Origin of the sequence: Meiothermus sp. CFH 77666 (genome assembly GCF_017497985.1) — a bacterium.
Classification (GTDB): domain Bacteria; phylum Deinococcota; class Deinococci; order Deinococcales; family Thermaceae; genus Meiothermus.
This window is the reverse complement of the sequence record NZ_JAGDFV010000050.1, coordinates 1-11,314: the sequence shown is the minus strand read 5'-3', so window position 1 is coordinate 11,314 and position 11,314 is coordinate 1. Positions and strand designations below refer to the sequence as shown.

General features: G+C 61.4%; 13 protein-coding genes. All 13 read right to left on the bottom strand.

All coding sequences use genetic code 11. The annotated features are described in order from the left end of the window. Nucleotides 1-12 precede the first annotated feature (12 nt). Nucleotides 13-681: an IS630 family transposase gene (locus J3L12_RS16175; RefSeq protein WP_347708935.1), complete on the bottom strand. Its 669-nt coding sequence runs from the start codon at nt 679-681 to the stop codon at nt 13-15. Next, on the bottom strand, nt 651-1,169 hold the full coding sequence (locus J3L12_RS16170; RefSeq protein WP_208016083.1) for a helix-turn-helix domain-containing protein: 519 nt from the start codon (nt 1,167-1,169) through the stop codon (nt 651-653). Before J3L12_RS16170 ends, J3L12_RS16175 begins: the two co-directional genes overlap by 31 nt. A 24-nt stretch (nt 1,170-1,193) precedes the next feature. After that, entirely contained in the window at nt 1,194-2,018 is an 825-nt protein-coding gene (locus J3L12_RS16165; RefSeq protein ID WP_208016082.1) for an ABC transporter permease, read from the bottom strand. Beyond that, nucleotides 2,019-3,584, bottom strand: coding sequence for an ABC transporter substrate-binding protein (locus J3L12_RS16160; RefSeq protein WP_208016081.1), 1,566 nt, complete (start codon nt 3,582-3,584; stop codon nt 2,019-2,021). Further along, complete coding sequence (locus tag J3L12_RS16155; RefSeq protein WP_208016080.1) at nt 3,581-4,240, bottom strand: class I SAM-dependent methyltransferase; 660 nt, start codon at nt 4,238-4,240, stop codon at nt 3,581-3,583. Before J3L12_RS16155 ends, J3L12_RS16160 begins: the two co-directional genes overlap by 4 nt. Beyond that, on the bottom strand, nt 4,233-4,478 hold the full coding sequence (locus J3L12_RS16150) for a helix-turn-helix transcriptional regulator (RefSeq protein ID WP_347708934.1): 246 nt from the start codon (nt 4,476-4,478) through the stop codon (nt 4,233-4,235). Before J3L12_RS16150 ends, J3L12_RS16155 begins: the two co-directional genes overlap by 8 nt. A gap of 14 nt (nt 4,479-4,492) precedes the next feature. Continuing rightward, nucleotides 4,493-4,984, bottom strand: coding sequence for a copper chaperone PCu(A)C (locus tag J3L12_RS16145; RefSeq protein WP_208016079.1), 492 nt, complete (start codon nt 4,982-4,984; stop codon nt 4,493-4,495). Nucleotides 4,985-4,995: 11 nt separating this feature from the next. Further along, on the bottom strand, nt 4,996-6,438 hold the full coding sequence (locus J3L12_RS16140) for a PepSY domain-containing protein (protein WP_208016078.1): 1,443 nt from the start codon (nt 6,436-6,438) through the stop codon (nt 4,996-4,998). A gap of 61 nt (nt 6,439-6,499) precedes the next feature. After that, on the bottom strand, nt 6,500-6,892 hold the full coding sequence (locus tag J3L12_RS16135) for a hypothetical protein (protein WP_208016077.1): 393 nt from the start codon (nt 6,890-6,892) through the stop codon (nt 6,500-6,502). A 50-nt stretch (nt 6,893-6,942) separates the two neighbouring features. Continuing rightward, entirely contained in the window at nt 6,943-8,040 is a 1,098-nt protein-coding gene (locus tag J3L12_RS16130) for an NAD(P)/FAD-dependent oxidoreductase (protein WP_208016076.1), read from the bottom strand. Between the two features lie 99 nt (nt 8,041-8,139). Then, nucleotides 8,140-9,282 (bottom strand): hypothetical protein, encoded by a 1,143-nt coding sequence (locus J3L12_RS16125; RefSeq protein WP_208016075.1) that lies wholly within the window; start codon nt 9,280-9,282, stop codon nt 8,140-8,142. 54 nt (nt 9,283-9,336) lie between these two features. Beyond that, a complete protein-coding gene (locus tag J3L12_RS16120; RefSeq protein WP_208016074.1) occupies nt 9,337-10,236 on the bottom strand; it encodes a metal ABC transporter substrate-binding protein in 900 nt (299 codons plus the stop codon). 300 nt (nt 10,237-10,536) lie between these two features. Further along, nucleotides 10,537-11,314, bottom strand: a 778-nt coding sequence (locus tag J3L12_RS16115) for an IS4 family transposase (protein WP_208016073.1), incomplete at its 5' end; no start/stop codon positions are given.

Genomic DNA, 11,314 nt, shown 5'->3' with positions numbered 1-11,314 from the left:
TGCTCTGGTAAGTTAATCATCGCCACTCCGTTTGGGGTACAGGTGGGCCAGCTTGATGCGCGCGTCGGCGGTGGTGAACCGCCACTGGATAACGACCTTTTGCTGGTTCCTACGCTGGGCCCAAGCCTGAGCCTCGGCTTGCAGGGTAGCCAGGTCGGGAATGCGACGGTCCAGACACTGGCGCTCAAGCACCGAGAGCTCGATCTCGGCCATGTTCAACCACGAGCCATGCGCCGGGGTGTAGTGCCACTCGATCTTTTGCGCCAACCGGAAGGCTTCTTGGGGAGGGAAGGCTTTGTAGAGGGCCGCAGGAGTGTGGTAGGAGGCGTTGTCGGTTACCAGGACAACCTTGCGGGCCTGGGGGTAGTGCAGGTCCACGATCTCTTGGATGAGGTTGGCAAAGCTCAGGCTATCGGCAGTCTCCTCTACCCGCAGGCCACACCTGCCGGTCAGGGGTTCGTTCCACAAGAGGATGCTGGCGCTACCCTGGCGGGTGTACTCGTAGTCCTCCCGTCGAGGCTGGTTCGGTGCCGGAGGTAGTTGGCCCTGGGGGGTGTCACGCAGTTCCTTGCGCTTCTCATCCAGGCAGATCTGGGGGTACTCAGGGTCATAGGATCTAGCGTAGACCTCCAGCACATCCTCCATCCTGGCTACGAAGGGTGCGCTGGCCTGCGGTGGGATGCACCAGCTCTGGACCTGCCAGGGTTTGAGCTGATTTTTTTGAGCCGTTTCATCACCGCCACATGGCTGATCGAGTCCACCAGCCCCAGCTCCACCAGCTTGTCCGCCAGCAGCCGCAGCGTCCACCGGGCCTGCCCTTTTTGACCGCTGCCCTCCTCCACCGTTTCACATGCCAGGGCGATCAGCCGCGCTTCTACCTCCCCGGTGATCTTCGGCCTCCGACCGGGGCGCGGTCTCTCTTCCATCGCCTCCCTCACGCCCCCCGCCACGTAGCGCCGGGCGATCTGGCTCACGGTACCGGGCCGCAAATCCACCAGCTCAGCCACTTCCCTTCCACTACGTTGTTCCCCCTGGCTTCGATCCAGCAGCAGCAGGGTTCTGGCCCGTTTGTACTTCCGTGCCCCGCACGCCATCTTCTTGACCATCTGCTCCAGGTGCTCACGCTCCTCGGCGCTCAGGTGTACCCTGCTGGTACTGGCTTGTTTCATGGCCTTATTATGCTGGAATATTGGTTAACAGACCACTAGGCCGGGGTACGAAAACACCGTCTCCACCACCACCGCCCCACCTACCAGGCTGCCCAGGTTAAGCATGAACAGGGTAAAGACCGGCAGGGCGGCGTTGCGCAGAGCGTGCTTGAAGATGACCTGAACCTCGCGCAGCCCCTTGGCCCGGGCCGTGCGGATGTAGTCCTTGCCGAGGGTCTCCAGCATGGCGTACCGGCAGACCAGGTAAAGCCCGGCAAGGCTGGTCAGGGTGAGGGTCAGGGCCGGTAGGGCCAGGTGCCGCAGCACGTCCACCCATAACGCAAGGCCCTGCAGGTTGGCCCAGGCGGTGTAGGCGCCAAATACAGGAAATAGCGGCCACTGAACCGCGAACAGCGCAATCAGCACCATCCCCGGCCAGAAGCTCGGCATGGCGTCCAGGAAAACGGCTCCAGCGAAGCTGAACCGGTCTAACAGGCTGCCCCGATACCAGGCCGACAGAACCCCCAGCAGGAGGCCCAGTGCGGAGGCCAGCACCAGTGCGCTGCCGGAGAGCAGCAGCGTCCAGGGCAGACGCTCCAGAATCAGCTTCAGCACCGGCTCCCGGCTTTGCAGACTCCTGCCCAGATCGCCCTGCGCCAACCGCCCGAGATAGAGGCCAAACTGCTCCGGCAGCGGCTTATCCAGCCCGTACTGGGCGAGCACCCTGGCCCGTTCCTCGGGGCTCAGCCGGGCGGCCTCCTCGCCCACCAGGTAAGGAAGCGGAGAGCCGGGCATGGCCCTGGGCAAGAAGAAGTTGAGGCTCAGGGCCATAAAAAGCACCAGCAGGTGGGGCAGGCTGCGCCGGAGCATCTAGGGCAAAAACGAGAACTTGTTCAGGATGCCCTGGCCGCGCTGGAACTTCCAGCCGTCGTATACCCCGGCCCGCACCGCATAGGTGGCATCGGGATACCACAGCGTCAGGAAGGGCAGGTCACGGGCGACCAGCGACTGCACCCTGGCTGCCAAAGTCCTTCGCTCGTTGGGGTCTACCGTGGTGGTGAGGCGCTCGGTCAGACTATCCACGGTAGGATTGCGGTAGGCCCCGATGTTCAGGTTGCCCAGGCTGGGCTTGGAATGGAACAGACCGCGCAGGTTGGCCTGGGTCATCACCGGAGCCGACCAGCCGAACATCGCCAGGGCATAGTTGCGCCCTTTGGAGACGTCAAACTCGGGCCAGACCCGGTCAGTCAGGGTGTTGGGCTCGAGGGCCCGCACCTGGAAAACGATGCCTGCCGGGCGTGCCTGCTGGGCGATCAGTTCGGCGGCTCTGAGCCGTAAGGGATTGTTGGCCGGGGCGAGAAGGTCAAACTCGAGTCGCCGACCATCCTTGCCGACCCGTACACCGTCTGGGCCTCGCCTGAAGCCTAACTGCTCGAGGCGTCGCTCCGCCTCGGATACGGTTAGCTTTGTATAGCCGCCCACATCTGGGTTATAAAGGGCGGACTGGGGGTGTAAGAAGCCAGGGCTGCCTATGGTGGCCTGGCCCAACAGAACGGTCTCCACAATAACTTTGGGGTCTACGAGCCCAGCGATTACTTGCCGGAAAGCCACCTGGTCGAAGGGCGGCTGGGTGGTATTGAACTGCAGCAAGTTGCTGGTGAACAGGGCGCCCCGGAGCAGGCGAAAGTTGGGGTTGTTGCTGAACTGGGGGATTAACTCCGGCAGCAGTTCGCGCGAACTGGCCGCAATCTGCCCGGCCTGCAGGGCCTGGAAGGTAGCGGCGGCCTCGCGGATAATCACAACCACCAGGCTCTGGGGCGCGACCTTCCCACCAAAGTACTCGGGGTTGGCCTCCAGGCGGTACGACTGGCCGCTGCGCACCTCCACCAGTTTGAAGGGGCCGCTGCCGGTGGGGTCTCGGTGGGCCTTGGGATCGGTGACGTTTTCCCAGATATGCTTGGGCAGGATGGGCACGTCGGCCAGCGTAGAAAGCTCAAAGGTGGCCTCCGGCCGGGGCAGGCTGATCTGCACGGTGCGGTTGTCGAGAATGCGAATCTGGCTGATGTTGCGCACGGCGGTAGTGAAGCGGCTCACCACCGGATAACGCCGATAGTACTCGTAGGAGAACTGCACGTCCGCGGCAGTAACAGGTTTGCCGTCGTGCCAGCGGGCGTCCTTAAGGCGGATTGTCCACTCGCGCCCGCCGTTGGTGCTGCTGACCTGCTCGGCCAGCCAGGGCCGGGGCACCCCGTTCAGGTCGGGCAGCATCAGGGTGTCGTAGACCAGCGAGAGCAGGTTGTAGCCGGGGTAGCCGGTAACGTAGGTAAAGGGCGTCAGGAAGCCTTCGTCGGCAGGGATGGCCAGCACCAGCTGCTGGGCTTTGCCCATCCCCAAAAAGAGCAGCAGGCCGAAGATCAGTCGTGACAGGTGTCTCATGGATTTACCTCCAGTCGGTAGTGCCCCCGCACGGTTACGCGCCAGCCGCGCTCGGTAGGGGTAATGGTTTCATCGGTGGGTGCGACCGGGGCAAAGCCCCACTCGGCCAGTCTCTGATCCAGGACATGGGCCTCGAGCAGCACCATCTGGCGGCCCGAGGCCCGTCGGTAGACGTGGGGTTCAGAAGTGCCTTCCAGTGGCACTCCGTCCAGGTTGGAGCGGGGGCTGTGGTGGCTCAGGAGCAGCTCTCCCCCCGGTCTCAGGACACGGGTTATCTCGCGAACAGCCGCCTCCCACTCGGCCAGGCTTTGGGCAAAGTGCAGCACCCCAAAGGCCAGGACGAAATCAAAAAAACAGCAAGGGAAGGGCTTCAGGCTGTCCATCCGGCCCAGCAGTACCCGCTGTTCGGGCTGCGCCAGGTAGGGGCGCAGGTGCTCCCGGGTATGGGCTACCATGGCCTCGGCGCTGTCCAGCGCATAGACCTCGAGGCCCCGCTCGGCCAGCCACACGGTATTGCGCCCGGCAGCGCAGCCTAGGTCGAGTACCCGGGCCTGGGTTAGGCTCCCCAGGCGGGCTACCATGCGGTGGTCGGGCGGCTTTTGCTCAAAGTACCGGATGGTACTGGGGTAATCCCACCGGTGGGGAGTTTTAAGCATGTTCGATTCCTTGTGTTCTCAGGTACCCCTGGGCAAATTGCCTCAGTTCACCCGGGGTGCGAAGCCCAAGCTTGCGCATCACCCTGCTGCGATGGCTACTGACGGTATTGGGAGAGAGGCCAAGCGTCTGGGCGATCCGCACGTTGGTTGAACCCTGCGCTACCAACACCAGAATCTTCCGTTCGGTCGGCGTGATGACCTGACGCCGGCAGCCTGTACAGCGTTTTACGGGATACACTGGTTCCTCCCGTTCTATCGCCGCTCGACCCGAAGCTCGATGCGGGCCTCGAGGTTGCCTTCAAACAGTAGCCGGATGGGTATGCGATCACCTTCTCGTAGGGCTCGTTTCAATCCCATCAGCATCAGGTGCTGGCCGCCGGGGATGAGCTCGAGCCTACCCTTTTGGGGCAGGGTGAGGAACTTCACTGCACGCATACCCTGAACGGTCTGGCCGCCCCTTACCTCTTTGTAATCACTCATCAGCATGACCATCTCCGCGACCGGGGTAGAGCCGCCCACAAGTCGCAAATCCCAAACGGTGGGGTTGGTGAGGGTCATGTAGGCAGTGGTGTCTTTGAGGGTCGGCGGGCTGAGCCGAACCCAGCCGTTTTGAACCCCCAGGTTGATGCCCGTAGCCGTGCGGGTCTCGGGTGGAGCGGGCTTGTCGCCATGTTGGTGCTGAGCCAGGGTCGGCTCGAGGGCTAACCCCAGGCCCAGCACGGCAGTCCAAAAAACTCGTCTCATGGGGTTAAGTCCTAGCCGAGGGCACGGCGAATAGCTGGGATGCGCTGGACGATGAGGAAGTCGAGCAGCAAGACCAAAAGCAGGGTCGCGCCAGCCGCCGGGAAGAGCACCACCATGACCAGGATGATCGCCACCGCAGCTTTCCAGAGGGGCAGGTTTTTGGGCATGGGGGGTGCGGCCAGGCGAAAGACCCCTGCCGGTCGGCGGATCCACCACATGGCCACGGCGGCTGCACTGGCAAGTAGGATGAGCAGGCAGAACACGGCGTTCAGGGCCTGGCTCCACCAGCCGTAGGTACCCATGTGCAGGGCAATGCCGGCGGCCATGGCCTTGGCTCCTAGACCGTACTGGGCCCAGCCGATATCGGCCAGCACCTTGCCGCTGTACTGATCTATGTGCAGGGTGCGATCCTTGCGGGCGTCGGTCACGTCGCGGCTCATCGAGGAGGCCGAGACCGTCCAGACCCCTTCCTTGCCCTGCGGCAAGGCCACCCAGAAGCCGTAGTTCACCCCGTTATCCCGCACGTACTGAATGACGGTGTCGAGGTTGACCGGGGTTCCGGCGGGAATGCCATCCTTACCGGCCATAGAACCTGAAACCGGCAGCTTGCTGTTCTCGAGGTTCCAGGGCACCAGCTTCTCACCGCTACGGTTAAGGCTTTCCAGGTTCTGGGTGCTTTTGGGCACATCGTTCCACATCTGCTCAGGGAAGGTGTTCCAGGCCTGCACATAGCGGTCGCCCCAGATGCCGGTCCAGGCCAGACCGCTCAGGGCGAAGAAGAGCACAGCTCCGGAGACCCAGAACATCGGCACGCTGTGCAGGTCTTTCCAGAAGGTGCGCCCGCGGACGCTAAAGCGTGGGATAAGGGTTCCATACACGCCGCGGCGGTCGCGGGGCCACCACAAGTAGAGCCCGGTAACCACCAGTAACACCATCAGGCTGGCGGCGATCTCGATCAGAAGATCGCCTAAGTTAACCTTCCCCACCCAGGGCAGGCTGACCTCCTTTTGCAGGAGCAGGGTTCCGTGGATGCTGGTTGCGATGTTCTCCCAGCGACTGGCATTGTCTACCTCGCCCAGCACGGCCAGGGTGTAAGGGTTCACGAAAACCGTGAGCTCCCGTCCGTTTTGTTCGAGTGCCACCTGCGCAGAGCGGTTGGGGGCGTTTGTGGGTCGAAAACGCTGCAAGGTGGCCTCTGGGTAGGCGCGGCGCACCGCCTCGAGTTGTGCAGTGTGGGGTTGCATCTGCCCCTGGCTGCTGACAAACATCATTTGGCGGTACTGGACGTCTTCAATCTGCGGCGCGAAGAGAATCACCAGCCCGGTGAGGGCCAGCATCACCATGAAGGGAAGCACGTAAATCCCCGCGTAGAAGTGCCAGCGCCAGACGGCCAGATAGAGCCTGTTGGGGGTGGGTTCAGAAATACCCGAACCCACGGATTTGTCCGAGGTCATGCAAAACCTCCAGTTTTATACCAAAGCGCTTAATGCCTGATACCGACGTATGCAAGGACAATTAGCCAGCCGGAGGCCCTCGAGCCGCGACGCTTTTGATGAAGGCATCCCGAACGAAAGCAGAGGTGATCTGTATCTGCCGTAGAAAGCGAAGGTTTGCGAAATGGGTCTCGGCGGGCTCGAGGGCCTCTACCTGGAGAAGCTGCAAAAAGCAAAGGGGGCCGTGTTCTGCATGCGGTTCCGGCAACTTTTCTTTTTCAGAGGGTTCGGTAGTGCAGACATTACTGCCCGATACGTTGAAGCGGGCCAGGCTGTCCTGATCCAGCAGGCCAAAGGTGTCATACATCAAGGCCCCGCGCAAACCCAGCTCGAGGGAGACCACGAGCAGGGTCAGGCTCAAGAAAACCGAGAGAGCCTGGGTTAGAACCTGCTTGGAGGGCCAGTGGAAAGCCATTATTCTTCCTACATTGAAACATACCGACCCCAAAAAGGACATATGTCCCACTAGCAGGTGCAGGTTGAACTGCAGCAACTAAGCAGGTCATCGGCCCAGATTCCCTTCTGGCGGTAAACCTCCAGCGGGCCGGTATCCAGGCCGAGCCGCTCGCCGATGGCTTGGGCCACCACCGGAAACCGGCCCCGGAACTTGTAGATGAAACAGAAGGCGGTACCGCGGTGGCGCACCTTAGGGCCTACCAGAAAAAGCCCTGGGGTGCGGGTGGACTCGTCGGTCTCTTCCCGCAGCAGAGGAGTCGTACCCTCCCATTCGAAAAGGTGCTGCACCGGGGCCCATCCCCCGTCAAATCCGGTAGCCAGGATGGGCGGTGTGGGGGATTCGAGCCCGCCCCCCCGAAAGTGCACCCGGTACGCCCCGTTGACCCGGCTCAGGTGGGATACCCGGGCTATGCGAAGCTCGAGCCGCCCTGTCTCAAGGGCAAGGTGAAGCCGCTCACGGGTGAAGGGGGAGGTATCCACACTGGGCTCTCCGGTCCGCTTTTCCCAGGGGGCCTGGGGGTCCAGTACGGTTACCTGTTTCCCCAGCATGGCCAGGTGATAGGCGGCATCCAGACCGGACTCATAGCCTCCTACCACCACAAACCGGTTGCCCTCCAGGGCTGCCCAGCTCTTGACCCTGCCGTAGTGCAGCCCCAGGCTCGCACCTGGAACGGAGGTCTGGGGAAACTGGAACTCGCCCGTAGCCCAGATGAGAAATCGGGCCTCGAGGGGGCCCTGGCTGGTCTCTACCCGAAAACCCTCGGCCAGAGGCTGCACGCCCCTTACGGTGGCCTTGCTGAAAGGAAGCTGGTAGTGCTGAACCAGGGCCCTGAGGTAGCGAGCATAGTCCAGACCGCTCGGGTGCTCCAGGCCCAAAGAGTAGGCAGGGGAGGTTTCTGGGTTCAGGGCGTTCAGATCGGCGAGGCCAAAGGCGTTGGCGGTGAAGCTGGGGGTGATGAACCGGGTCTCCTGGGGCCACCGCCGGAAGGAGGCCCCAACGCCTAAGCGGTCAACAATGTGGATGTTTACGCCCAGACGTTTCAGGGCCAGGCCCACCCCGACTCCGGCTGCCCCGGCCCCTACGATCAGAGCGTCAACCCGATTCATCTGTCTACCTTTCGATTGGATGATGTTCTGAACGAATTCGAGGCCACATCTAAGATAAGGCCGCCTGTCTGAGCGGCCACAGTTGTGCTACAGAAAAACTCAGTGCCTCACGCCATCCACCCAGAGCCACGCTACGCTGGCCGGGTTTCCGCCCACGTTGAAGCGGCGCTTGATCTGCAGGCGACCCAGATCCACCTCCAATACCTCGCCTTTGTCGGGGAGGGTCACGAAAGCCACCCCATCCCCGGTGGTCAGGCCCGGTCGCACTGCTCCCTCCCCGCTGGCGGTAATCGGCTCCGAAACCTTAAGGCTGGCCAGCACTTTTCCTGTGGAGGCCTCGAGGGTATGCAGGCTGCCGTCGGCGGTAAGCACCACCAGGAGGCCGTTACGGTCGAACTGAAAGCGTACCGGGGCGGCCGGTAGAGGCATCGGCCTGATGGAGGAATCAATGCGTGCCAGACCCTGGCCAAAGTTGCCGATGAAAAAGGGGTACATCGAGTGAGCTATCAGGGTGCCCACCCGTACCCGCTCCGGGGTGCCTGTGGGGTTAGGCAGCTTGCGCGCGATGAAACCACTGCCCTGTTGCTCTACCAAAAGCACGCCGTCGCTGCAACCGTAGGCTATGGTGCCCCCCAGTACGGCCTGGCCGTGCAGCCTTGGGCAGCCCGCGAACTCGGTTATCTTACGACCTCCAAGGGTGAATACCTCCACAACCCCACGGTTCAGACTCCCGGCTAGCACCGCGCGTTCTAACGCTACCGGAGCTCCATGGTCGGGCGCACCGGTGGCAATTTCCCGAAAGTCGGGCACCAGCCCCAACTTGCGGGCGTCGAATACCGCCATGGTGCCGTCTCCATCGTTATAGATCACTATCTGATTGCCATGGCTTTTGAAATGGGTCGGCTTGGGGCCGGTATTGACCGTAGCCCAGATGTAGGGGGTTTGCAGCGTCAGGTCTTTGTGATCACCATGATCCTCAAGACCCAGACCGCCATAGACGATAGTTACCCGATTCTGCTCCCGATGAATGGCGAAGGCGTACTGCCCCCCTGGCGCAGAGTACACATTGGCCGGGCCTGGTGAGGTAAACCGCCCCACTAGCTCGCCTTTTTCCAGGTCTAGAACCTGGAGTAACCCAGTCTTGCCATCGGCCACCACCAGCCGCCCGGGGTGCTTTCCCTCGTTGCCAAGGGCTTCAGAGTTTGAGACTAAAAGCGCCAGGAGAAGCCAGATTATGTGCATCCATAACCTCCATTTAGATATTGATAACTCATTATCAGCAATGAATCAACCCCCTCATGGAGAAAAGGCTTTGCAAAGGGTCTGTCCGTTGTGGCGTAGGAGAGCAAGGTAGGTGGGGGTCTCGAGGGTCAAGGTATCGGATAACAGGGTAATAACCTTCGCACCCGTGGCCTCGGCCAGGCTCTGGGCCTCCCGCTGGGCAAACTGGGGTTCGACGGCCACCACCCGCACCCCTTCCCGCTGCATCCGCTGGGCCAGCTCGCTGAGGGCTCTGGGCCCCCGCTGCTGGCCGCTGAAATGCGCCAGGCTGCCCACTACCTCAAAGCTGAAGTAGCGGGCGGCGTAGCGGAAGGCATCGTGCTGCACCACCAGGCGGCGTGCGGCAGGAGGAATGCTAGCCAGGCATGCCTTGGTCTCATTGCTGACGACCTCGAGCCTTCGTAGGAAGTCGGACAGTTGGTTGGCGTAATGCCTGCGCCCGGCGGGGTCGAGGGCGCTGAGGGCCTCCTGGATTCGTTGGGCGTAGAGTCGGGCGTAGGTGGGCTCCAGCCACAGGTGCGGGTCGCACAGACCATGCCGGTGGACATCCAGCCCTTGCTGGAGCTCGGCTTTTCGCTCGGCCTCGCTGATGCAGATCAGGTTTGGAGCTCCATCGCTGAGGAGCACCACCTGGGCCCCCCGGGGAAGGCCAGCTTCCAGCCTGTGAAGGAAAGTCTCGAGGGAAAGCCCATTAGCAAAAAGAAGACGGGCTCGTGCTAATTCCCTGATGGTCGAGGGCCTTGGCTCAAAACTGTGGGGGTCGGCCCCCCTGGGCACCACGGAGAACACTTCCAGGCGGCTTCCCCCGACCTCGCGCACCAGGTCGGCCAGGATAGGAGTGGTAGCGGCCACAGTCAGCGACTGTGCCCAGGCCGTCGAAAAAAGGAAAATGAGCAGGAGCGTAAGAACCGGCATCTCGCTTATAATAAATGATAATAGATTATCAACAAGAACCCCTTTATCTGTAAGCGAATCACCGCACTTTTCACGAACTTGGCCGCCCATTCAGGTAGTCGTTGATTGTTCTGGACGTAGTATTCCTAACCCCAGATGCTTGTAGATGTGCGAAGAGCGCTCTAGCCCAAATTGGGGCCCTGACGACCCTAATCGGCTGAGCACCCACCGAAGCGAGAGGTTGACGGGTTTGAAATAATACTGATAATGCGTTATCAGTAAGACCGGGGGCTTTCTCATATGAAAAAGATGCACATGGCGCTAGGTACACGACAAAAGCCTGAAACAGTTGTCCAGGTCGTGTCTTTTAGCTGGCAGGAAGAACAGGATCTGGCGTAAGAAGTCCAGGCCCCTGCGGAAAAGGCTGATCGGCTTACGACCGTGCTTCTTGATTTTGAGTTCTTTTTGCTCGGCCAGCCATTCACCAATCAGCACACACCAGACCAGCGCCAGACTGATCAGCGCTATCAGCTTCTCGATACGCTCAGGGTGGGTCAGGTGGGTATCCTCAAGGTTGAAGCCCCGGCTCTTCATGGCCGCAAAAAGGCATTCGATACCCCAGCGCTGTTTGTAGGCCGCCAGAGCCTGGGAAGGGTCGGCGTTGGTGGCTAGAATCAGCCACTCCTCCTTGAGCCGCATCCCCACCAGTTGCACTTTATTGCCATAGATGGTGTAGGTCTTCCTTGCTTGCTCATACTGGCCCAGGGGGAGATGGGCAAAGAGGTGTTTGACCGTACCTGTGCGATCCTGGGTATAGCGGGCATTCTCCTTGATGCGGATGCAGAACCTGACCTGCCTTCGTTTGAGCCATCGCCACCACCGCTGACCGATAAACTCCCGATCCGCCACCAGGCACTGGATTTGCTCCGCCGGAAGCACCCGCAGGAGTTGTTTCATCAAGGCTTTGCGTTCGTCGGTATGGCTATGACCGTCCTTATCCAGCACCCTCCACACCAGGGGCAGGGTCAACCCCTGGTACACCACCCCCAGCATCATCACATTCAACTGCTGTCTGCCAAACGCCCACTCGGTACGATCC

What these genes read in the sequence shown, in the direction of transcription:
- J3L12_RS16135 (WP_208016077.1), bottom strand. Translation starts at nt 6,892, where the DNA reads ATGGCTTTCCACTGGCCCTCCAAGCAGGTTCTAACCCAGGCTCTCTCG.
- J3L12_RS16170 (WP_208016083.1), bottom strand. Translation starts at nt 1,169, where the DNA reads ATGAAACAAGCCAGTACCAGCAGGGTACACCTGAGCGCCGAGGAGCGT.
- J3L12_RS16130 (WP_208016076.1), bottom strand. Translation starts at nt 8,040, where the DNA reads ATGAATCGGGTTGACGCTCTGATCGTAGGGGCCGGGGCAGCCGGAGTC.
- J3L12_RS16125 (WP_208016075.1), bottom strand. Translation starts at nt 9,282, where the DNA reads ATGCACATAATCTGGCTTCTCCTGGCGCTTTTAGTCTCAAACTCTGAA.
- J3L12_RS16155 (WP_208016080.1), bottom strand. Translation starts at nt 4,240, where the DNA reads ATGCTTAAAACTCCCCACCGGTGGGATTACCCCAGTACCATCCGGTAC.
- J3L12_RS16165 (WP_208016082.1), bottom strand. Translation starts at nt 2,018, where the DNA reads ATGCTCCGGCGCAGCCTGCCCCACCTGCTGGTGCTTTTTATGGCCCTG.
- J3L12_RS16140 (WP_208016078.1), bottom strand. Translation starts at nt 6,438, where the DNA reads ATGACCTCGGACAAATCCGTGGGTTCGGGTATTTCTGAACCCACCCCC.
- J3L12_RS16160 (WP_208016081.1), bottom strand. Translation starts at nt 3,584, where the DNA reads ATGAGACACCTGTCACGACTGATCTTCGGCCTGCTGCTCTTTTTGGGG.
- J3L12_RS16120 (WP_208016074.1), bottom strand. Translation starts at nt 10,236, where the DNA reads ATGCCGGTTCTTACGCTCCTGCTCATTTTCCTTTTTTCGACGGCCTGG.
- J3L12_RS16145 (WP_208016079.1), bottom strand. Translation starts at nt 4,984, where the DNA reads ATGAGACGAGTTTTTTGGACTGCCGTGCTGGGCCTGGGGTTAGCCCTC.